Origin of the sequence: Pseudomonas sp. CAN1 (genome assembly GCF_030462585.1) — a bacterium.
In the GTDB taxonomy this organism is placed as follows: Bacteria; Pseudomonadota; Gammaproteobacteria; order Pseudomonadales; family Pseudomonadaceae; genus Pseudomonas.
Map to the genome: position 1 here is coordinate 25,264 of NZ_JASMRU010000035.1, position 21,748 is coordinate 47,011.

Consider the following 21,748-nt stretch of genomic DNA (forward strand, 5'->3'; position numbering starts at 1 on the left):
CGCCAGAAGTGCTTCGCCGGTGCTGGTGAATCACTGCGCGACCCAGCCGCCATCCATGTTCCAGGCGGCGCCGCGGACCTGGGCGGCGGCTTCGGAACACAAGAATAGCGCCAGCTCGCCCAGCTGGTCGGCGGTGACGAAGTCGAGCGACGGCTGCTTCTCCGCCAGCAGGTCGTGGCGTGCCTGTTCGGGCGTGGCACCGGCCGCTATGCGCGCGTCGATCTGCTGCTGTACCAGCGGCGTCAGCACCCAGCCGGGGCAGATGGCATTGCAGGTGATGGCGCTGGTTGCGGTCTCCAGGGCGGTGGTCTTGGTCAGGCCGATCACCCCGTGCTTGGCGGCCACGTAGGCGCTCTTGCCGGCGGAGGCGACCAGGCCGTGGGTCGAGGCGATGTTGAGGATGCGTCCCCAGCCACGCTGGCGCATGCCCGGCAGTGCCAGGCGGGTGGTGTGGAACACCGAGGAGAGGTTGATTGCGATGATCGCGTTCCAGCGCTCCACGGGGAAATCCTCCAGCGCCGCGACGTGCTGGATGCCGGCGTTGTTGACCAGGATGTCGAGGCCGCCGAACTCGCGCTCGACGTAGGCGATCATCTGTTCGATCTGCTCGGGTTGCGCCATGTCCGCGCCGTGGTGGCCGATGCGCGTGCCGTATGCCGACAGCTCGCGCACCGCCGCGTCGATGTCGCCGAAGCCGTTGACCACCACGTTGGCGCCCGCCTGTGCGAGGCGCGCGGCGATGCCTAGGCCGATGCCGCTGGTGGAGCCGGTGACCAGTGCGGTCTTGCCTTTGAGAGTCATGCAAATCTCCTCTGGAACGGGGCGGTCGCCGCGCGGCGACCGCTTGAAAACAACCGGCTCAGACGATGCCAGTGGCGTAGAAGGTCCCGATCACCACGAACACCGCGAGGGTCTTGATCAGGGTGATGGCGAATATGTCCTTGTAGGCCTCGCGGTGGGTCAGGCCGGTGACCGCGAGGAGGGTGATGACCGCGCCGTTGTGCGGCAGGGTGTCCATGCCGCCGGAGGCCATGGCCGCGACCCGGTGCAGCACTTCCAGCGGGATGTTGGCGGCGTTTGCGGCGGCGATGAACTGCTCGGACATGGCTGCCAGGGCGATGCTCATGCCGCCTGAGGCGGAGCCGGTGATGCCGGCCAGGGTGGTGACGGTGATGGCCTCGTTGACCAGCGGATCGGGAATCTTCTTCAGCGCATCGGCCAGCACCAGGAAGCCCGGCAGCGAGGCGATCACCGCACCGAAGCCGTATTCCGAAGCCGTGTTCATGGCTGCCAGCAGCGCGCCACCCACCGCGGTCTTGCTGCCTTCGGCGAGCTTGCTGCGGATCACCGCTAAGCTGGTCACCAGCACCAGCAGGATGCCCAGCAGCAGCGCCGCCTGTACTGCCCAGATACCGGTCAGCTTGGCCACGTCGCTGGCCACCGGCGCGGCCATGCCGGCCAGTTGCAGGCTGTGGGTCTTGCCGTAGACCTGGGGAATCCAGTGGGTGAACAGCAGGTTGGCGACGCCCACCAGCACCAGCGGCGAAAGCGCCAGCAGCGGGTTGGGAAGCTTGATGTCGTCGGCGGTTTCCGGCTCGTTGCGCAGCTCGCTGCCATAGCCCTCACCGGCGGCGCGCGCCTTGCCGGCCTGGCGGCGGAGGAACAGCATGCCCACCGCGAACACGAACAGGCTGCCGATCAGCCCCAGCCAGGGCGCGGCCCAGCCGGTGGTGTTGAAGAAGGCGGTGGGGATGATGTTCTGGATCTGCGGGGTGCCGGGCAGGGCATCCATGGTGAAACTGAATGCGCCCAGGGCGATGGTTGCCGGGATCAGCCGCTTGGGAATGTCACTCTGGCGGAACATCTCGGCGGCGAACGGATAGACCGCGAACACCACCACGAACAGCGACACGCCGCCGTAGGTGAGCAGGGCGCAGACCAGCACGATCACCAGCATCGCCTGACTGGTGCCGAGCAGGCGGATGGCGGCGGCGACGATGGAGCGCGAGAAGCCCGACAGCTCGATCAGCTTGCCGAACACCGCGCCGAGCAGGAACACCGGGAAGTAGAGTTTGACGAAGCCGACCATCTTCTCCATGAACACCCCGGTGAAGGCCGGGGCGACGGCGGCAGGATCGGTCAGCAGCACCGCGAGCAGCGCCGCGATGGGGGCGAAGAGGATCACGCTGTAGCCGCGGTAGGCGGCGAGCATCAGCAGGGCGAGGGCCGCGAGGGCGATGACCACGCTCATCGAAGTATCTCCAGTTGTCGCGCGGCCAGGGGCCGCGCGTCGTTCTTGTTGTAGTTGGGGCGCGTGACGTTCAGGCGGTTACCAGAGCGGCAGCACGTAGCTGAGGATCAGGCGGTTCTCGTCCAGGTCGTTGCCGAAGTGGCTGGAGCGCACCGTCGCATTGCGCCACTTCACGCCGACGTTCTTCAGCGGGCCGCTCTGCACCACGTAGCCGATGTCGGTGTCGCGCTCCCATTCCTTGCCTTCGGGCTTGCCCGCGCCCAACTCGATGCTGTCGCCGGACAGGTAGCGCGTCATGAAGGTCAGGCCGGGTACCCCGAGGGCGCCGAAATCGTAGTCGTAGCGGGCCTGCCAGGATTTCTCGTCGCGGTTGGCGAAGTCGCCGATCTGCACGAAGTTGACCAGGAAGGCGTCGGTGCCGCCGATGTAGGCGAAGCCGGTGTCGCCGCTCATCTTCTGGTAGCCGGCGCCGAAGCCGTGGCCGCCCAGGGTGTAGGTGAGCATCGCGCCGAAGGCGCGGTTGTCGACGTTGCTGTGGCCGTCGTCGTCGGAGCGCGCGTAGCGCAGGTCGGTTTTCAGCGACTGGCCGGTGGCGATGGGCAGCACGTGCACCAGGTTGACGATGTGCTGGTCGTAGAGCCCGTCGAGCTTGGCGTAGCTGTAGCCGGTGGTGAGTTGCGGCGTCCACTTGTAGCTCAGGCCGGCGAAGTCGAACTGGTCGCTGCTGTCGGTGGCGACGATGCCGCGTGCGCTGCCGCTGGTGACGGTCATGTCCTCGCGGTTGGACGAGTCGCGCTGGCTCACCTGACGCAGGCGGCCGCCGTCGAAGGTCAGCCCGGCGAACTCGGCCGAGTTCAGGTGCGCGCCTTCGAAGGTCTGCGGCAGCAGGCGCGAATCGTTGGCCAGCACGGTGGGCAGCTTGGGCAGCAGGGTGCCGATCTTCAGGGTGCTCCTGGAGGCGCGCAGCTTGGCGGTAAGACCCAGTTCGCTGTAGTCGTCCGGCGCGCCGTTGACCTTGTCCTTGTCGCGCGGCAGCAGGCCGGAACCGGCGCGGTCGGGGCTGGAGTCCAGCTTCACGCCGAGCAGGCCGAGCGCATCCACGCCCACGCCGATGGTGCCTTCGGTGTAGCCGGACTCGTAGCGCAGCAGGAAGCCCTGCGCCCATTCGTCCTGCTTGGACTGCGCGGCGTTGTCCTGGCGGAAGTCGCGGTTGAAGTAGAAGTTGCGCAGTTCGACGCTGGCCTTGCTGTCGGCAAGAAATTCGGCGAAGGCCTGGGGCGAAAGGGCGAGGGTAGAACCGAGGGCGGTCAGAACGGCGGCATGATTGAGCGTGGAGCGGCTCATCGGGTGATCTCCTGGCGCGGCGCCGTGTGCGAAGCGGGACTAGCCGTGGTGTCCGCTGGGGTCTGTTCGCGTTCGGGCAGCGTTGATTGTTGTTATGTCGGCTGTGCGGCGCGAAGGCCGCGAGAAGCGACATAGCCAGGACCGTGCCAGGATTGTAACTATCTGATTTTTAAGTCTTATTTTGAGAGTTGCGGTTGCAGAAGAGTAGTGTTTGTCTCCGAATGGAGACGGATTTTCGGAAGACCTTGCCAGAGATTCAGCAAGTCTGAGGGGAAGTGGATTTGTCTCTATCTTGAGACTTGTCTCTGTTTGGAGACTTGTGGATCAGGCTTGCAGGTCCAGCGCCGCCATCTTCTTGTACAGAGTGGAGCGGCCCAGCCCCAGGCGTTGCGCGGCGGCGTCGACGTTGCCGGCCTGCTCGGCCAGGGTGTTGGCGATCAGCTCGCGCTCGAAGGCATCCCGCGCTGCGTAGAAATCCTGCCCTTCGTTCAGCCTGGCGGATGGCGCTGTCGTGCCAGCCGGAAGTGGTTGCAGCTCACCCAGCGCTGAACGCAGGGCGGTGGCGTCGATCTGCGGGCGGTCGCCCAGCAGCACGGTGCGTTCCAGCAGGTTGCGCAGCTCGCGCACATTGCCCGGCCACGCGTGCCGGGCGAGCAGGGCGAGGCCGCCGGCATCCAGTTCGTAGAGGGTCTGACGGTCGTCGCGCAGGCCGTCGAGGATGGCTTCGCACAGCGCTGGCAGGTCTTCCAGGCGCTCGCGCAGTGGCGGAATCTCGATGGGCAGGACGTTGATGCGGTAGAACAGGTCGGCGCGGAAGCGCCCCTCGCGCACGGCGGCATCGAGGTCAATGGAGGTGGCGGCGATCAGGCGGATGTCGCTGCGCAGCACCTCGTTGGAGCCCACCGGCTCGAATTCCTTTTCCTGCAGCACGCGCAGCAGCTTGCTCTGCAGGGTCAGCGGCATGTCGCCGATCTCGTCGAGGAACAGCGTGCCGCCCTGGGCGATCTGCAGCTTGCCGGCGCGGCCCTTGCGGTCGGCGCCGGTGAAGGCGCCCGGCGCGGTTCCGAAGAACTCGGCTTCCAGCAGGGTCTCGGGGATGGCGGCGGCGTTGATGCTGACGAAGGGTTTGTCCGCACGGGGCGAGGAGGCGTGGATGGCATGGGCGAGCAACTCCTTGCCGGTGCCGGTCTCGCCCAGCAACAGGATCGGCGCTTCGCTGGCGGCGCCCCGGCGCGCACGGCGCTTCACTTCCAGGCTGGCCGGGCTGGTGCCGATGAAGTGCGCGAAGCTGTACTTGGCCTGGCGCGCCTGCAGCAGTGAGCGGGTCGAAGCCAGCTCGGCCTGCATGCGCTGGTAGCGGGTGAGCAGCGGCGAGAGCGCGCGCAGCTCGTCGAACAGGGCGAAGCCGATGCCGCCAATCACCTCGCCGGCATCGTCGCGGATCGGCACGCGCATGACCACCAGCGGGTCCTTGGCCATGTCGAGGATGTCCAGCAGCATCGGCCGGCCGCTGCTGACCACTTCGCGCATCAGGCTGCCGGGGATCACCTGTTCCACCGGGCGGCCGACGGCCTGCTCGGCGCTGTCCAGGCCGAAGCGCTGGGCGTAGCGCTGGTTGATCCAGACAATGCGCGCCTCGCGGTCGACTATCACCGTGCCTTCGCTGAACTGCTCGAAGATCTCGAACAGCGAGCGGATCGCCAGTTGGCGGACGCTGGGGTAGTCCTTGAGGCTGTCGGTATCGGTCATCGGTGGGCCGTGCGCGAGGAGGGCAGAGGGCGCACTTTAGCCGGATGTGGCGTGGGGGTCAGCTGCCGATCCGCAGCCGCGCGAGCAAAAAAACGGCGCCCATCCGGGGGTAAGGGGGATGGGCGCCGGCCCAACAGGGAAAAAGGGACTCTTTACGCTGGCGTGCTACTTGGCCTCATAGCCCTCCGCGGCCGGCTTGCGCTTGGGCTTGGGTGCGAAGCGCTTGGCCAGCTTCATGCTGCCGGTGACCACTTTCTGGTACCAGACCGGCAGCAGGCGCAGCATCAGGTCGATGGCGTGGGCGTCAGAGCCGATCAGGATGCGCCGAGAGTCGCGCTCGACGCCGCGGATGATCACCTGGGCGGCCTTCTGCGGGGTGGTACGCAGCAACTGGTCGTTGAACTGGGTGCGCGCAGCTTCGGCGTTCTGCCCGGTGACCTTGACCATGCTGTCGTTCATCCGCGCGGTCTTGGCGATGTTGGTCTTGATCCCACCGGGGTGCACGCAGCTGGCGGAGACGCCGCTGTGCTCCATGTCCAGTTCCTGGCGTAGCGATTCGGTAAAGCCACGCACGGCGAACTTGGTGGCGTTGTAGGCGCTCATGCCCGGCTGGGAGAACAGGCCGAAGACGCTGGAGACGTTGACGATGTGGCCGTCACCGGAGGCCTTCAGGTGCGGCAGGAAGGCCTTGGTGCCGTAGACCACGCCCCAGAAGTTGATGTTGGTGATCCACTCGTATTCTTCGTAGTCGCTGGCTTCCACGGTGCCTGCGTGGGCGACGCCGGCGTTGTTGAATACCAGGTTGACCTTGCCGTGCTCGCGGGCGGCCTTGTCGGCCCAGGCGTGCACCTGCTCGCGGTCGGCGACGTTCACCGTGTCGATGGACACGCGCACACCGGTGGAGGAGAGCAACTGGCGGGTCTCCTCAAGGCCGGCGGCATTCACGTCGGCCAGGGCCAGGTGGCAGCCACGGGAGGCCAGTTCCACGGCCAGGGCGCGGCCGATGCCGGAGCCTGCGCCGGTGATGGCGGCAACCTTGTTTTCGAAGTTCTTCATGCCGGTACCTCCTCGGCGTGGCGTTGCGGTTGGACGACGGGGCTGCTCAGGGGTTTGGCCTTCAGATGATAGGCGCTGGGGTCGAACTGGCTGGTGAGGGCGCGGAAGCGCCAGGTGAAGCCCGGCCACAGGGTGCAGTTGCGCCCGCTCACCGGGTGCAGGTACCAGCTCTTGCAGCCGCCGGTGTTCCATACGCTGTGGTTGAGGCCGCGCTGCAGCTTCTCGTTCCAGCGATCCTGTACTTCTTCCTTCACTTCGACGCTCTGTAGCTCGCGGCGATCCATCAGCTTGATGGCGCCCAGCACGTAGGCGATCTGCGATTCGATCATGTAGACCATGGAGTTGTGGCCCAGGCCGGTGTTCGGGCCCATCAGGAAGAACAGGTTGGGGAAGCCGCGGGTCATGGTGCCCTTGTAGGCTTCGGGGCCGTTCTGCCAGGTGTCGAGCAGGTCCACGCCACCCTTGCCGAAGATCACGCCACGCGGGATCGGGTCGTTGGCGGTGAAGCCGGTGCCGAAGATGATGGCGTCCACCTGACGCTCGCGACCGTCGCTGGTGATGATGCTGCCGGCCTTGATCTCACGGATGCCGTCGACGATCACCGAGGAGTTGGAGGCCGCCAACGCCGGGTAGTAGTTGTGCGACATGAGCACGCGCTTGCAGCCGATGGTGTAGTCCGGGGTCAGCTTGCGGCGCAGGTCCGGGTCCTTGACCTGCTGGCGGATGAAGCGCTCGGCCAGTCGGCCCACCAGCTTCATCGCCCAGGGCGCGAAGGTGAAGCCGAGCACGCGGCCTTCGAGCATGCTGTAGAGGGCGCCACGCCAGAGTTTCTGCACCGCCGGGAAGTGGTGGAAGCGTGCGCGTTCCTTGTCGCTGATGGCGCGGTCCGGCTTGGGCAGGATCCACGGCGCGGTGCGCTGGTAGAGGTCGAGCTTGGCCACCAGCGGCTGGATTTCCGGGACGAACTGGATGGCCGAGGCACCGGTGCCGATCACCGCGACGCGCTTGCCCTTGAGGTCGTAGTCATGGTCCCACTGCTGCGAGTGGAAGGCCTTGCCCTGGAAGTTCTCCAGGCCCTTGAGCGCCGGGATCGAGGGGATCGACAGGGCGCCCATGCCCGAGACCACGGCCTTGGCGGTGTAGTGGTTGCCGGCAGCGTCGAACAGGTGCCAGAGCTGCTGCTCCTCGTTCCATTCGAAGCGCGCCATCTCGGTGTTGAATAGCGTCTTGTCTTCCAGGCGGTACTTGGCCCAGCACTTCTCCAGGTAGGCACGGATTTCCGGCTGGCGGGCGAACATGCGCGTCCAGTCCGGGTTCGGCTCGAAGGAGAAGGAGTAGACGTGGGATTGCACGTCGCAGGCGCAGCCGGGGTAGTTGTTGACCCGCCAGGTGCCGCCGACGCCGGCGTCCTTCTCGAACAGCAGGAAGTCGTTCTCGCCTTCCTGCTTCAGGCGGATCGCCATGCCCAGCCCGGAGAACCCGGTACCGATGATGGCGACCTTGCAGTGTCTGGGGGCAGTCTTTGGTTGGGTGCTCACAACCGTACTCATGGCCACGCTCCTGTTATGATTATTGCTGGCGTATACAACTGTCTACGTGATGAAATGTAGACATCTGTATACTTCAGGAACAACCAACCTTAGATGGGGTCGGGCGCCAGACACATGGAAATCGGACAGGAAGAACGACCGGCGGAGGCCGCCGGCAAGCGCGCGCTGATCGATGCCGCGCTGCGCCTGGCGGCCAGCCGGCGCAGCCTGAGCAGCCTGGGGCTGCGCGAGCTGGCGCGGGAAGCGGGGCTGAACCCGAACACCTTCTACCGGCACTTCGGTGATGTGGACGACCTGGGCCTGGCGATCATCCGCGACATCGCCGCCCAGCTGCGCCAGCCGCTGCGTGAGCTGCGCCGCGAGGCTGCCGAGCGCGCGCAGTCGGGGGAGGGCGCCGCCAGCGTGCCCTTCGGCCTGGACCTGGAGCGTGGCCAGCGGGTGACGCGGGAGACGGTGCGGCTGTTCTTCGACTTCGTCGAGGGCAACCCGCAGGCTTTCATCATCGGCGTGCGCGAGTTGCACGGACCGTCGCCGGTGCTTCGCGAGGCGCTGGCGCGGGTGATGGACGAGTTCGGCGAAGACATGGCCGAGGACATCCGCCAGTTCCACCTGCTGCCGGACATCGACGAGAACGAGTTGAACCAGCTGTCACGGCTGATCAGCCGACAGTTGTTCCAGCAGTCGCTGGATTACCTGGAGCGCCCGCCGGAGCAGCGCGAGGAAGTCTGCGCCCTGGCCGAGCGACAAATCCTGTTGCTGTTCACCGGCGTCGCGGTGCTGCAGACCTTCGGCATGCTGGCTAGGCTGTGAGTCTTCTTCGGTCTTAGCGGGAGCCTCACCATGTTGCCTTTGCCCCTGTTCGGCGGCTGCGCCTGCGGCGCGGTGCGTTATCGGGTAGATGCCGAGCCGGAAGAGACCGGTTACTGCCACTGCCGCATCTGCCAGAAATCCAATGCGGCGCCGGCGGTGCCATGGGCGGTGATTCCGCTGACGGGCTTCGCCTACATTTCTGGCGAACTGGGGATGTGGCGTTCCAGCGAAAACGGCGAGCGGCGCTTCTGCGTGAAGTGCGGCACGCCAATGGAGTTTCGCGTGCGTGATGGCGAGACGGTGGGGCTCAACACCGTGACACTGGACGAGCCGGAGCTGATCGAGCCGCAGTGCCATGTCTGGTGCTCGTCGCAGCTGGCCTGGTTCGACACGGTGGATGATCTGCCGCGCCGGCAGGAAGGCTGACGCCCGGTCATGCTTTGTAGGAGCGAGCTTGCTCGCGAACCTCTCGGCACCGGAGCGGCGTCCGTTCGCGAGCAAGCTCGCTCCTACAGAAACCGTCATTCGGCGCGATGGGTTGAATGAAAAACGCCAGGCAATTGCCTGGCGTTTTCGTTGCTGCGCGGAACTCAGCCGGTGAAGTCCAGGGTTTCCTTCCAGCGGGTTTCCAGCGCCTTGGTGTCGTGGTCGAAGGGGTGGAAACCGGGGCGGAAGTAGTCCAGCCACGGGCGGATCAGGTTGACGAAGTAGCCGCGGCGCGGGTGCAGCAGTACGCCCAGGCCGTGCTTCCAGCTGCGCCAGTTGAACAGCTGGCCGTCGCGGCGCAGCAGGTTGATCTGGAAGCCGGCGATGACGCCGAGGAAGATCCCGGTGGTCAGCAGCATCACCGCGGTGCGGGTGAAGTAGCCGCCGTAGACCTGTTGGTAGACGTCGTAAGCCACCGCCTTGTGCTCGTTCTCCTCGACGGCGTGCCACATCCACAGCTTGTACATCTTGTCCGACTTCATCTGGCTGCTCAGGTCTTCACGCTTGAGCAACTGCTCGGCCATGGTTGCGGTGAAGTGTTCCAGGGCGCAGGTGATCGCCAGCTGATGCTTTTTGGTGGTGACCTTGCTGATGGATTCGAGCAGCACCTTGATGCGCAGCTCCAGGGTTTCCAGGTCGATGCCGTGCTCGTCGGCGTACTCGTTGTAGGCCGCGTGCTCCTTGGAGTGCATGGCTTCCTGGCCGATGAAGGCGCTGACGTCCTTCTGCAGCTGCGGGTCCTGGATGCGCTCGCGCACGGCGCGCACGCTGTCGACGAAGAACTTCTCGCCATAGGGGAACAGCGAGGACAGGTTGTTCATGAAGTGGGTCATGAAGGGTTGCCCGTCCCACCAGTATTTCGGCGTTTCGCTGAAGCTGAAATCCATGCGGCGGACCGGGAAGTTGGCGCGGATCGGCGTGGTACTGGCGTTCATGACTAACTCCTTGTTGTTTTGCGGGCGCCTGTCAGAAGGGAACGCAGCACGTGGCAGGTGCGGCAATCCGGGCAAGCCCTGTCGTTAGTTCGCGATGCCACCTGGGAATGTGTCATCGGTTGATGTCATGTTCGGAGTCTTGTCGGACAATCGAAAGGTCATATCTGGCCGTGGCTGGGTCGAATCAGGCCAAGGGGGGTATGACCAGCCATTGGATGGGGCGGGGTTGTCTGGGAGCGGCGGAAACGAAAACGGGCGCCGAAGCGCCCGTTGCTACCGACAGCGGTCTGTCACTGCTCGTCGAGGGCGAAGGCAGTCAGGCTGTAGGTGGGGATCTGTGCGTCGTTGAGCTTGGCCGAACCGCCCAGTTCCGGCAGGTCGATGATCGCAGCGGCCTCGAACACGCTGGCGCCCATGCGGCGTACCAGTTGCGCTGCGGCCAGCAGGGTGCCGCCGGTGGCGATCAGGTCATCGAAGATCAGCACGCTGTCGCCTTCGCAGAGGCTGTCGGCGTGGACTTCCAGCAGGGCTTCGCCGTACTCGGTCTCGTAGGCCTGGGCCAGCACGTCGGCCGGCAGCTTGCCGCGCTTGCGGAACAGCACCAGGGGCTTGTTCAGCTCGTAGGCGATGATCGAACCGATCAGGAAGCCGCGCGCATCCATCGCGCCGATGTGGGTGAAGTCGGCCTCGACATAGCGCTGGATGAAGCTGTCGGCGACGAAGCGCAGGGCTCGCGGCGACTGGAACAGCGGGGTGATGTCGCGGAACATGACGCCGGGCTTGGGAAAGTCGGGAACGGCACGGATCACGGACTTCAGGTCGAGTTGGTTGAGGATCATGCTGGATGTGCACCTGATGCGGTTTTTGCTGAGGCCAAAGTATAACGGGCCCGCCAGTCGGCGAGCCCGTTTTCGATGACCGGAAAGTCAACCAATTGGTCAGCTTTCGTGTCGGTTCAGCTTTCCAGCTGGCCGCCGGCCAGGGCGCACAGCTCGATGGAGTCGAGGATATGCACTTCCTTGCCTTCGGCGGCGATCAGGCCGTTCTGCTGGAAGCGGGTGAACACGCGGGAAACCGTTTCCACCGCCAGGCCCAGGTAGTTGCCGATCTCGTTGCGCGACATGGCCAGGCGGAACTGCTGGGCGGAGAAGCCACGGGCGCGGAAGCGCGCGGAGAGGTTCACCAGGAAGGTGGCGATGCGCTCGTCGGCGGTCTTCTTCGACAGCAGCATCATCATCTGCTGGTCGTCACGGATTTCGCGGCTCATCAGGCGCAGCAGCTGGCGGCGCAGTTGCGGCAGTTGCTCGGAGAGTTCGTCCAGGCGTTCGAAGGGAATCTCGCAGACCGAAGTGGTTTCCAGCGCCTGGGCCGACACCGGGTAGCTCTCGGTGTCCATGCCGGACAGGCCGACCAGCTCGCTGGGCAGGTGGAAGCCGGTGATCTGTTCTTCGCCGCCATCGGTGATGCTGAAGGTCTTCAGCGCGCCGGAGCGCACGGCGAACACCGAGCCGAAGGTGTCGCCCTGGCGGAACAGGAACTCGCCTTTCTTCAGCGGACGACCGCGTTTGACGATGTCATCCAGGGCATCCATGTCGGTGGCATTCAGCGACAGGGGCAGGCAGAGGGGCGCCAGGCTGCAATCCTTGCAGTGCGCTTGGGGTAGGGCGCGCACTTTGATGGTTTCGGCCATGAGTATTCCTTGAATGGGAAGGCACACAAAAACCAAGGGTACCGCAGACGGCAAGTCCCGCGCCAGTTGGCGACCTGTCTGAATCGCAGGTTTCAGCCACGGGAATGGCGGTTGGCGAGGGGGGTGTACGGCCTCGAACTAATTCGAAAAGTGGCGGTTCAGGGCTGTTTCGTCACCCTGGGATTACAGACATATCCTGTAGCAATGGGTGCGACAGTTGGCCTCGTACCGTCGGTCGCGGGGTGGGGAACTCGCAGGTCAGATGACCCGCGAGAAGCGTTGCAGGTTCTGCATCGGCAGGTAGCGGTCGAACAGCATGCACAGCGAGCGCACCAGCAGCCGGCCGGAGGCGCTGACATCGATGCCGCGCGAGCTGAGGGTGATCAGTCCGTCCTGGGCGAAGCGTTCCAGCTCCGGCCAGATTTCGCCGAAGTAGCCGCGGAAGTCGATGTTGTAGAGCTCCTCGATTTCCTCGAAGTCCAGCTGGAAGTGGCAGATCAGTTGCTGGATCACCGCGCGGCGGATGATGTCGTCCTTGTTGCAGTGCAGCCCGCGGCGAGTGGCCAGTTGGCCTTGGTCGAGGGTGCTCTGATAGTCGGCGATGTCGTTGCTGTTCTGGCTGTAGAGGTCGCCGATCTGGCTGATCGCCGAGACGCCCAGGCCCACCAGGTCGCAGTGGCCGTGTGTGGTGTAGCCCTGGAAGTTGCGCTGCAGGGTGCCGTCCTCCTGAGCCATGGCCAGCTCGTCATCCGGCAGGGCGAAGTGGTCCATGCCGATGTAGCGGTAGCCCGCGGCCTGCAGTTGCTCGGTGGTGCGCTGGAGCATTTCCAGCTTCTGGCCGGGGGAGGGCAGGTCCTCGGCGTTGATCCGCCGCTGTGGCGGGAAGCGCTCGGGGAGGTGCGCGTAGTTGAACACCGAGAGCCGGTTGGGTTGCAGGGTGATGACCTGCTCGACCGTGCGGGCGAAGGTGTCCGGGGTCTGCTTGGGCAGGCCGTAGATCAGGTCGATGTTGATCGAACGGAATTGCAGGGTGCGCGCCGCATCGATGATGGCGCGGGTCTCGTCCAGGCTCTGCAGGCGGTTGATCGCCTGCTGCACGTCCAGGTTGAAGTCCTGCACGCCGATGCTGGCGCGGTTGAAGCCCAGCTCGCGGAGCAGGCCCATGGTCGACCAGTCGGCCTCGCGCGGGTCGATCTCGATACCGTAGTCGCCGAAGTCGCCCTCGACGAAGTGGAAGTGCGTGCGCAGTTGCGCCATCAGCTCGCGCAGCTGGCCGGGGCTCAGGAAGGTCGGGGTACCTCCGCCGAAGTGCAGCTGCTCGACTTGCTGCTGGCGGCCCAGGTGACGGCTGACAATCTGGATTTCGTGGATCAGGCGGGCGAGGTAGGGAGCGCTGCGGCCGCGGTCCTTGGTGATGACCTTGTTGCACGCGCAGTAGTAGCAGATGTTCGCGCAGAACGGCACGTGCACGTAGAGCGAGAGCGGGCGCTGCGCCTTCTGGCTATCACGCAGGCCGTGCAGCAGATCGAAGGGTCCGACTCCTTCGTGGAACTGCACGGCGGTGGGATAGGAGGTGTAGCGCGGGCCGGCCAGATCGTAGCGGCGTATCAGATCTGCGTCCCAGCGAATATTGTCGAGCATGCCGATGTTCCCCGGTGGCGAGCTTTTCCTGCGCAGTCTAGGGAGAGTCCGACAGAGGCCTGTTGACCTGTATCAAGCGGCTTTATGGTGGGCAATACCGCTGCTGGCGTGCATTTCGTGGCCCATGATCCAGGCCTGGTGTGGGCCAGGGAGGGTCCACAGGCCGAAGAGGATCACCAGGATGCCGCCGGCCATGCGTACGCTGCGCTTGCGCAGCACGGCAGTGATGCGCTCAGCGGCGAGCCCGGTAGCCAGCAGCACCGGCCAGGTGCCCAGGCCGAAGGCGAGCATCAGCAGGGCGCTGTCCACCGCCGAGCCCTGGCTGGTGGCCCAGAGCAGGGTGCTGTAGACCAGCCCGCACGGCAGCCAGCCCCAGAGCGCGCCCAGCAGCAGCGCGCGCGGCAGCGTGGATACCGGCAGCAGGCGGCTGGCGAACGGCTGGATGTGCTTCCACAGGCCGCGGCCGAGGGCTTCGATACGGGTCAGGCCACTCCACCAGCCGGCCAGGTACAGGCCCATGGCGATCAGCAGCAGGCCGGCGATCACCCGCAGCGCCGAGGCGAACGGCGTGCGCGCCACGGCCCAGCCGGCGAGGCCGAGCAGCAGGCCGGCGCAGGCGTAGCTGAGGATGCGGCCGAGGTTGTAGGCCAGCAGCAGGCGCAGGCGGCGCGCGCGCTGCTCCGGCGGAATCGCCATGGTCAGCGCGCCCATCAGGCCGCCGCACATGCCCAGGCAGTGACCGCCGCCGAGCAGGCCGAGGATCAGCGCGGACGCCAGCAGCGGCGCCAGTTCAGGCATCGCGCTTGTCCTGCCTCTGGCTGGTGTGCGTGTCGTCGCCCTCGGCTTCGTCGATGCCAGCCTGGTGTCTGGGATCTTCGTCGTCGAACAGGATGCTGTGGGCCGGGCCGTCCAGGTCGTCGTACTGGCCGCTGTTAACTGCCCAGAAGAAGATCGCGATGCAGATGCCGACGATCACCACCGCGACCGGGATCATGATGTAGAGAGCGGGCATTTCAACTCCGTGGCAACGCCTGGTTCGTTTGCAGCGCGACTGGCAGCGCGGTGGCCGCTGGCGAGGCACCGACGCCCTTGGGCAGCCGGGTCAGGCGCAGGGCGTTGAGCACCACGGTCAGCGAGCTGATCGACATGCCCACCGCGGCCCACACGGGCGTGATCCAGCCGAGAGCGGCGAAGGGCAGCATGAGTCCATTGTACAGCCCTGCCCAGAGCAGGTTCTCGATGATTACCCGGCGCGTGCGGCGGGCCAGAGCGAAGGCCTGTACCACGCTGTCCAGGCGATTGGACAGCAGCACGGCATCGGCGCTGGTCTTGGCCAGATCGGTGGCCGAGCCCATGGCGACGCTGATGTCGGCGGCAGCCAGCACCGGCACGTCGTTCACGCCGTCGCCGAGCATCAGTACGCGGCGGCCTTCCAGATGCAGCTGGCGCAGCACTTCGAGCTTGTCGTCGGGGCGCAGGCCGCCACGGCAGTCGTCGATGCCCAGTTCAGCGGCGACGCGGCCGACCATGGGCGAGCTGTCGCCGGACAGCAGTAAGGTACGCCAGCCGCGCGCGCGGCAGGCTTCAAGTAGGTCGGCAGCATCTTCGCGGATGCGGTCGTCCAGCACCAGCCAGGCCAGTGCTTCATGGTCATCACCCAGCAGCAGCCACTGCCCCGGCTCCTGCGGGTGCTGGGGTGCTTCGCTGCCGCTCAAGGCGCAGACGAAGGACGGTTCGCCGATGCGCAGGCGGCGCTCGCCGACCCGCCCTTCCAGGCCCAGGCCGGGATGGCTCTCGACGTTCTCCGCCGGTTGCGGCGCACGGCCGAAGGCGCGGGCGATGGGATGTTCGGAGCGGTTCTCCAGCGCGGCGGCCAGGGCCAGACAGGCATCGCTGTCCAGCGCGCCCAGTGGGCGGACGGCGCGCAGCGTCAGGCGGCCTTCGGTGAGGGTGCCGGTCTTGTCGAAGATCACCGTGTCGATGTGGTTGAGGCCCTCCAGCACGTGGCCGCGGGTCACCAGCAGGCCGAGCTTGTGCAGGCTGCCGGTGGCGGCAGTCAGCGCCGTCGGCGTGGCCAGGGACAGGGCGCAGGGGCAGGTCGCCACCAGCATCGCCAGGACCACCCAGAAGGTGCGGGAGGCATCGTGCTGCCACCAGAACAGGCCGACCACGGCGGCGAGCACCAGCAGGGCGATGAGGAACCATTGCGCGGCCTTGTCGGCCAGTTCGGCGAGGCGCGGTTTGTCCGACTGGGCACGTTCCAGCAGGCGGACGATGGCGGACAGTCGGCTGTCGCCACCCAGCGCCTTGACCTGCACGGTCAGTGGGCCTTCGACGTTGAGGGTGCCGCCGGTGACGCTGTCGCCGCTCTGGCGTGCCTGCGGCAGGTATTCGCCGGTGAGCAGGGATTCGTCGACGCTGGACTGGCCGTCGAGGATCAGGCCGTCGGCCGGGATCACTGCGCCGGGCTGCACCAGCACGCGGTCGCCGACGTTCAGCTCGCTGAGCAGCACGCGGCTGCTCTGGCCGCTGTCGTCCAGGCGCAGGCAGGAGGCCGGCAGCAGATTGACCAGTTGCGCCGTGGCGGCGGCGGTGCGCTCGCGGGCACGGCGTTCGAGGTAGCGGCCGGCGAGCAGGAACAGGGCGAACATGCCGACGGCGTCGAAATACAGGTCGCCGTGGCCGGTGACGGCGGTCCAGATGCCGGCCAGGTAGGCGCCGCCGATGGCCAGGGACACCGAGACGTCCATGGTCAGGTGGCGGGTGCGCAGGTCGCGCACGGCGCCGCGGAAGAACGGCTGGCAGGAGTAGAAGACGATGGGCGTGGTGAGGAACATCGCCACCCAGCGCAAGATTTCGTGCAGCTCGGGGCTCAGGTCGATGTTGAATTCCGGCCAGGTGGCCATGGTCGCCATCATCGCCTGGAACCACAGCAGGCCGGCGACGCCGAGCTGGCGCAGGGACTTGCGGTTTTCCTGGTGCAGCTGTTCGGCGGCGCGGTCCGGCTGGTAGGGGTGCGCGGCGTAGCCGATCCTGCGCAGCTCGGCGAGCAGTTCGCTCAGCGGCAGGTCGCTGTCGGACCAGCGCACGTGCAGGCGGTGGTTGGACAGGTTGAGGCCGGCTTCGGCGATGGCGGGCAGGCCCTTGAGGTGCTTCTCGATCAGCCAGCCACAGGCGGCGCAGCTGATGCCTTCCATGAGCAGGGTGGTCTCGGCCAGTTCGCCCTGGTGCTGGACGAAGGGCTGCTGCACGTCGGGGCGGTCGAACAGCTTCAGCTCATCGGCGAGCTGCTCGGGGAGGGCGTCAGGGTTGGGCGCGGCTTCGGTGCGATGCCGGTAATAGCCTTCCAGGCCACCGGCGACGATGGCCTCGGCCACCGCCTGGCAGCCCGGGCAGCAGAATTCCCGGGGCTCGCCCAGGACTGGCGCAACGAAGCGGCTGCCGGCGGGAACCGGCAGCGCGCAATGGAAACACAGCAGCGCGGCGCTCATTGGCGCTCGGCTTCGTCTCCGCTGAGGGGCTCGTCGCCGAGGTCGAAGGAACCGCCGGGGGCGACCTTCTCTTCCTCGAACAGACGCCAGGTCTGGCCCTTCTCCTCGCCGAGCAGCTCGACGAAGCGGCGACCCTTGACGGCGGCATCCAGGCTGGCGGTGTAGCGGCCCGGTTCGGCGGGGGCAGCGCGCAGCTCCAGGTGCTTGTCCTGGGATTCGAGGGTGGGGGAGAGCAGATTCAGGGTGAGGGTGGCCGGGCGGCTATCGCCGGTGAGGCGCAGGTCCACTTCGCCGGTCAGCTCGTCGAAGCTGATCTTCGCGCGCAGTTTGAGCTGCTGGGCCAGGTGCTCGCGGTCGAGGGAGCGGTTGATGCCCTTGCCGGCCTCGTAATAGTTGTCGCTGACCAGGGAGTCCTGGTTGTTCACGGCGATGTTGACCATCGTCAGGCTGAGGGCGATCGAGGTGGCCAGCATGGCGATGATGATCCACGGCCAGAGGTGCTTGTACCAGGGTTCGACGGGCGTTTTCAGGGCCGATTGCATGGTCTTGTTCTCTCGCTGGCAGCGCCGCATGGGGCGTTGCCCGGTGAAGGGGCGGGCGAAATTCTACGTGCTTCGTGCGGTACTGGCACCCCATGCGCAACATGGGGTGCCAATTGGTTCAGCTGGCGTTCAACGAAGTCGTGGGCCGATGAAGCGGCTGGTGGCTTCCTTGCTGATCGACGGGTCGTCCACCGACTGGATGGTGAAGCTGACCTCGTTGGTGGTGGAGGGCAGCTTCTCCGGGTCGATGGAGAGTTCCACCGGCATGGTGAAGATGTCCCCGGCAGCGACCGCGATTTCCTTCTTGCCTTCCAGGATCAGGCCGTCCAGGCCCTTGGCGCTGAGTACGTAGGTGTGATCCTTCTGGTCCTTGTTCATGACCTTCAGGCTGTACACGTTCTCGATTCGGCCTTCGGCGTTCTCGCGGTAGAGCACGCGGTCCTTGCTGACGTCGAAGCCCACCAGAGGACGGATGACGACGGCAGTGATCAGCAGGCCGATCATGAGGCACAGGGCGATGGCGTAGCCGATCAGGCGCGGGCGCACCAGGTGGGTCTTCTGCCCGGACAGGTTGTGCTCGGTGGTGTAGCTGATCAGGCCGCGCGGGTAGTTCATCTTGTCCATGATGCTGTCGCAGGCGTCGATGCACGCGGCGCAGCCAATGCATTCGATCTGCAGGCCGTCACGGATGTCGATGCCGGTCGGGCAAACCTGTACGCACATGGTGCAGTCGATGCAGTCGCCCAGGCCCTGGGCCTTGTAGTCGACGGTCTTCTTGCGCGGGCCGCGCTTCTCGCCACGACGGGGGTCGTAGGAAACGATCAGGGTGTCCTTGTCGAACATCACGCTCTGGAAGCGTGCATAGGGGCACATGTAGATGCACACCTGCTCGCGCAGCCAGCCGGCGTTGCCGTAGGTGGCGAGGGTGAAGAAGCCGACCCAGAAGTAGGCCCAGCCGTCGGCCTGGCCGGTGACCAGGTCGCTCAACAGCTCACGCATCGGCGCGAAGTAGCCGACGAAGGTCAGGCCGGTGACCAGGCCGATCAGCAGCCAGAGGCTGTGCTTGGCGATCTTGCGCAGCAGCTTGTTGCCGCTCATGGGCGCCTTGTCGAGCTTCATGCGCTGGTTGCGGTCACCCTCGGTGACTTTCTCGCACCACATGAAGATCCAGGTCCACACGCTCTGCGGGCAGGTATAGCCGCACCAGACGCGGCCGGCGAACACGGTGATGAAGAACAGGCCGAACGCACTGATGATCAGCAGGCCGGAGAGAAGGATGAAGTCCTGCGGCCAGAAGGTCGCGCCGAAGATGTAGAACTTTCTTTCGGGCAGGTCCCAGAGAACCGCCTGACGACCATTCCAGGTCAGCCACACGGTACCGAAGTAGAGAAGGAAGAGGAGGGCGCCCCCGGCCATGCGGAGGTTGCGGAAGAACCCGGTAAAGGCTCGGGTGTAGATCTTTTCCCGGGAGGCATAAAGGTCGACGCTTTCACTCTTGCCCTTGGTGGGCGGAGTGACGTCCTGGACCGGAATCTGTTTGCTCATCAGTGCATTCCACGGCAGCGGGAGGGCGCCCTGTCGATACATGCCGAGAGGGTCAGAAATATGCTTGCACGCCTAACAATGATACGGCGTGGTGGGTGTTGCAACCGTGCGACAGTTGGTCGCGCAAGGAATTATGGACCCAGAAATAGAGCGGCGCCGGTGTAGAAACCGGCGCCGCTGGGTGTCGCAATGGGTGTAGGAAAGGGAGGCTTATTCGGCGCTCTTCTCACCTTCGCCATGGGACAGGCTGTACACGTAGGCAGCGAGCAGGTGAACCTGGTCTTTGCCCAGACGCTCCAGTTGAGCCGGCATCTGGCCCTGACGGCCGTAGCGGATGGTCTGCTGCAGCTGAGCGAAGCTCGAGCCGTAGATGAACGCCGCCGGGTGGGTCAGGTTCGGCGCGCCCATGGCGGCGGTACCTTTGCCTTCGGCGCCGTGGCAGGCCACGCAGTTGGTGGAGAAGATCTTCTGACCGTTGGCCACCTGGTCGTCAGTCACACCTTCGGGCAGCTTGCGGCCGTCCAGCTTGGTGGTGACGAAAGCCGCGACATCGTGAACGCCCTGATCGCCGATGACTTCGCCCCAGGCCGGCATGGCCGCGTGACGACCGCCTTCGATGGTGGCGATAATGTCCTTCGGCTCGCCGCCCCAGCGCCAGTCGTTGTCGGTCAGGTTCGGGAAGCCGTGGGCGCCCTTGGCGTCGGAGCCGTGGCAGACCGAGCAGTTGGAGGCGAACAGGCGGTTACCCATTTTCAGGGCCTGCTCATCCTTGGCCACGTCCTCGATCGGCATGGCGCCGAACTTGGCGTACAGCGGGCCGTACTTCTCGTCGGCCTTGGCCATTTCCTTTTCCCACTGGTGCACACCGGTCCAGCCTTGTTCACCGTTGGCGAATTCGGCCTTGTCCTGGTAGCCCGGCAGCAGGCCCTTCCAGTTGCCCAGGCCCGGGTACAGGACCAGGTAGCCGAGGGCGAAGATGAAGGTGGCGACGAACAGCATGAACCACCACTTGGGCAGCGGGTTGTCATACTCCTCGATGCCGTCGAAGGCATGGCCGACGGTCTCGTCGGTGGCTTCGCTGCGCTGGCCGCGACGGGTGGCGAACAGCAGCCACGCCAGGGCGAAGATGGTGCCCAGGGTAAGTACGGTGACGTACAGACTCCAGAAGGTTGTCATTCTTTGTTGCTCCTAGAAGCTTGCTCTTGCTCGACGTGCTTTTTGGCGACCGGGTCATCCGCGAAGGGCAGCATGGCGTCTTCGTCGAAGCGCTCCTTGCGTTTGCCGCCATAGGCCCAGAGCAGGACGCCGACGAAGGCGACCATGACTACGACGGTGCCGATTCCACGAATGGTTCCGATATCCATCACAGTCACCGTTTGCTCTTGATGATGGTGCCCAGGCCTTGCAGGTAGGCAACCACTGCGTCCATCTCGGTCTTGCCCTTGACGGCATCACGGGCACCGGCGATGTCTTCGTCGGTGTAAGGCACGCCCAGCGTACGCAGGACTTCCATTTTCTTCGCCGTGTCCTTGCCGTCGAGCTTGTTCTCGACCAGCCAGGGGTAGGCGGGCATCTTCGATTCCGGCACGACGTTGCGCGGGTTGTAGAGGTGCGCGCGGTGCCAGTCGTCGGAGTAGCGGCCGCCGACGCGGGCCAGATCCGGACCGGTACGCTTGGAACCCCACAGGAACGGGTGATCCCAGACGCTTTCGCCGGCGACGGAGTAGTGGCCGTAGCGCTCGGTCTCGGCGCGGAACGGACGAATCATCTGCGAGTGGCAGCCTACGCAGCCTTCGCGGATGTAGATGTCACGGCCTTCGAGTTCCAGCGCGGTGCGCGGCTTCATGCCTTCGACCGGCTTGTTGGTGACGTCCTGGAAGAACAGCGGAACGATCTGGGTCAGACCGCCGATGCTCACCGCAATGACCATGAAGAAGGCCAGAAGGCCGATATTCTTCTCGACTACTTCGTGCTTCATCAGTGAGCTCCTACAGCGGGAATCTGGGCAGCGGCATCGGCATCAGCCAGTTTGAAACCGCGCACAGTACGGAAGGTGTTGTAGGCCATCAGCAGCATGCCGGAGGCGAAGAAGGCGCCGCCCAGAGCACGGACGATGAAGCCCGGGTGGCTGGCCTGCAGGGCTTCCACGAAGGAGTAGGTGAGGGTGCCGTCGGCGTTGATCGCGCGCCACATCAGGCCCTGGGTGATGCCGTTGACCCACATCGAGGCGATGTACAGCACGGTACCGATGGTAGCCAGCCAGAAGTGCGCGTTGATCAGGCCGATGCTGTGCATCTGCTCGCGGCCGAAGACCTTCGGAATCAGGTGGTACAGGGAGCCGATGGAGATCATCGCTACCCAGCCCAGAGCGCCGGCGTGTACGTGGCCGATGGTCCAGTCGGTGTAGTGCGACAGGGAGTTGACGGTCTTGATGGCCATCATCGGGCCTTCGAAGGTGGACATGCCGTAGAAGGCCAGGGACACCACCAGGAAGCGCAGGATCGGGTCGGTGCGCAGCTTATGCCAGGCGCCGGAGAGGGTCATCATGCCGTTGATCATGCCGCCCCAGCTCGGAGCCAGCAGGATCAGGGACATCACCATGCCCAGGGACTGGGCCCAGTCCGGCAGCGCGGTGTAGTGCAGGTGGTGCGGACCGGC

21 protein-coding genes are annotated in these 21,748 nt (G+C 65.5%); 2 read left to right on the forward strand and 19 right to left on the reverse strand.

What is annotated here, in order from left to right:
• Nucleotides 1–30: 30 nt before the first annotated feature.
• The 6 genes from QO207_RS27215 to QO207_RS27240 form a co-directional block, all read right to left on the reverse strand.
• Nucleotides 31–801: a 3-hydroxybutyrate dehydrogenase gene (locus QO207_RS27215; protein WP_301535365.1), complete on the reverse strand. Its 771-nt coding sequence runs from the start codon at nt 799–801 to the stop codon at nt 31–33.
• 58 nt (nt 802–859) lie between these two features.
• Nucleotides 860–2,251, reverse strand: a complete 1,392-nt coding sequence (locus tag QO207_RS27220; RefSeq protein ID WP_301535366.1) for a GntP family permease — start codon at nt 2,249–2,251, stop codon at nt 860–862.
• Between the two features lie 78 nt (nt 2,252–2,329).
• The gene (locus QO207_RS27225) at nt 2,330–3,595 is read right to left on the reverse strand and encodes an OprD family porin (RefSeq protein WP_301535367.1); all 1,266 of its coding nucleotides are present in this window, start codon (nt 3,593–3,595) and stop codon (nt 2,330–2,332) included.
• A gap of 324 nt (nt 3,596–3,919) precedes the next feature.
• Nucleotides 3,920–5,344 carry a sigma-54-dependent Fis family transcriptional regulator gene (locus QO207_RS27230; RefSeq protein WP_301535368.1) on the reverse strand — a complete coding sequence of 475 codons (1,425 nt, stop codon included), beginning with the start codon at nt 5,342–5,344 and terminating at the stop codon, nt 3,920–3,922.
• A 165-nt stretch (nt 5,345–5,509) separates the two neighbouring features.
• Entirely contained in the window at nt 5,510–6,400 is an 891-nt protein-coding gene (locus QO207_RS27235) for an SDR family oxidoreductase (RefSeq protein ID WP_301535369.1), read from the reverse strand.
• Nucleotides 6,397–7,950: an NAD(P)/FAD-dependent oxidoreductase gene (locus QO207_RS27240; RefSeq protein ID WP_301535370.1), complete on the reverse strand. Its 1,554-nt coding sequence runs from the start codon at nt 7,948–7,950 to the stop codon at nt 6,397–6,399. Before QO207_RS27240 ends, QO207_RS27235 begins: the two co-directional genes overlap by 4 nt.
• Before the next feature lie 114 nt (nt 7,951–8,064).
• On the opposite strand from QO207_RS27240, the gene QO207_RS27245 reads away from it, so the two are divergent.
• Both QO207_RS27245 and QO207_RS27250 read left to right on the forward strand, forming a co-directional pair.
• Nucleotides 8,065–8,760, forward strand: a complete 696-nt coding sequence (locus QO207_RS27245; RefSeq protein ID WP_301535371.1) for a TetR family transcriptional regulator — start codon at nt 8,065–8,067, stop codon at nt 8,758–8,760.
• A 30-nt stretch (nt 8,761–8,790) separates the two neighbouring features.
• A complete protein-coding gene (locus QO207_RS27250) occupies nt 8,791–9,186 on the forward strand; it encodes a GFA family protein (RefSeq protein WP_301535372.1) in 396 nt (131 codons plus the stop codon).
• 164 nt (nt 9,187–9,350) lie between these two features.
• On the opposite strand, the gene QO207_RS27255 is transcribed toward QO207_RS27250, so the two are convergent.
• The 13 genes from QO207_RS27255 to QO207_RS27315 form a co-directional block, all read right to left on the reverse strand.
• A complete protein-coding gene (locus tag QO207_RS27255; RefSeq protein WP_301535373.1) occupies nt 9,351–10,181 on the reverse strand; it encodes a metal-dependent hydrolase in 831 nt (276 codons plus the stop codon).
• Between the two features lie 290 nt (nt 10,182–10,471).
• Complete coding sequence (locus QO207_RS27260) at nt 10,472–11,020, reverse strand: adenine phosphoribosyltransferase (protein ID WP_301535374.1); 549 nt, start codon at nt 11,018–11,020, stop codon at nt 10,472–10,474.
• 116 nt (nt 11,021–11,136) lie between these two features.
• Nucleotides 11,137–11,871 carry a transcriptional regulator Anr gene (anr, locus tag QO207_RS27265; protein WP_301535375.1) on the reverse strand — a complete coding sequence of 245 codons (735 nt, stop codon included), beginning with the start codon at nt 11,869–11,871 and terminating at the stop codon, nt 11,137–11,139.
• Between the two features lie 258 nt (nt 11,872–12,129).
• Nucleotides 12,130–13,512, reverse strand: coding sequence for an oxygen-independent coproporphyrinogen III oxidase (gene hemN, locus QO207_RS27270; RefSeq protein ID WP_301535376.1), 1,383 nt, complete (start codon nt 13,510–13,512; stop codon nt 12,130–12,132).
• Nucleotides 13,513–13,584: 72 nt separating this feature from the next.
• Nucleotides 13,585–14,310, reverse strand: coding sequence for a sulfite exporter TauE/SafE family protein (locus QO207_RS27275; protein ID WP_301535377.1), 726 nt, complete (start codon nt 14,308–14,310; stop codon nt 13,585–13,587).
• Nucleotides 14,303–14,524 (reverse strand): cbb3-type cytochrome oxidase assembly protein CcoS, encoded by a 222-nt coding sequence (gene ccoS, locus QO207_RS27280; RefSeq protein ID WP_301535378.1) that lies wholly within the window; start codon nt 14,522–14,524, stop codon nt 14,303–14,305. The genes QO207_RS27275 and ccoS overlap by 8 nt, the downstream gene beginning before the upstream one ends.
• Before the next feature lies 1 nt (nt 14,525).
• Entirely contained in the window at nt 14,526–17,003 is a 2,478-nt protein-coding gene (locus QO207_RS27285) for a heavy metal translocating P-type ATPase (RefSeq protein ID WP_301535379.1), read from the reverse strand.
• Entirely contained in the window at nt 17,000–17,545 is a 546-nt protein-coding gene (locus tag QO207_RS27290) for a FixH family protein (RefSeq protein WP_301535380.1), read from the reverse strand. Before QO207_RS27290 ends, QO207_RS27285 begins: the two co-directional genes overlap by 4 nt.
• Nucleotides 17,546–17,674: 129 nt before the next feature.
• The gene (ccoG, locus tag QO207_RS27295) at nt 17,675–19,090 is read right to left on the reverse strand and encodes a cytochrome c oxidase accessory protein CcoG (RefSeq protein WP_301535381.1); all 1,416 of its coding nucleotides are present in this window, start codon (nt 19,088–19,090) and stop codon (nt 17,675–17,677) included.
• A gap of 210 nt (nt 19,091–19,300) precedes the next feature.
• On the reverse strand, nt 19,301–20,266 hold the full coding sequence (gene ccoP, locus QO207_RS27300; RefSeq protein WP_301535382.1) for a cytochrome-c oxidase, cbb3-type subunit III: 966 nt from the start codon (nt 20,264–20,266) through the stop codon (nt 19,301–19,303).
• Nucleotides 20,263–20,454: a CcoQ/FixQ family Cbb3-type cytochrome c oxidase assembly chaperone gene (locus QO207_RS27305; protein WP_026078771.1), complete on the reverse strand. Its 192-nt coding sequence runs from the start codon at nt 20,452–20,454 to the stop codon at nt 20,263–20,265. Before QO207_RS27305 ends, ccoP begins: the two co-directional genes overlap by 4 nt.
• Before the next feature lie 5 nt (nt 20,455–20,459).
• Nucleotides 20,460–21,068, reverse strand: a complete 609-nt coding sequence (gene ccoO / locus QO207_RS27310; protein ID WP_301535383.1) for a cytochrome-c oxidase, cbb3-type subunit II — start codon at nt 21,066–21,068, stop codon at nt 20,460–20,462.
• A partial coding sequence (locus QO207_RS27315) for a cbb3-type cytochrome c oxidase subunit I (protein WP_301535384.1) occupies nt 21,068–21,748 on the reverse strand: 681 nt, incomplete at its 5' end. The genes QO207_RS27315 and ccoO, both read right to left, overlap by 1 nt.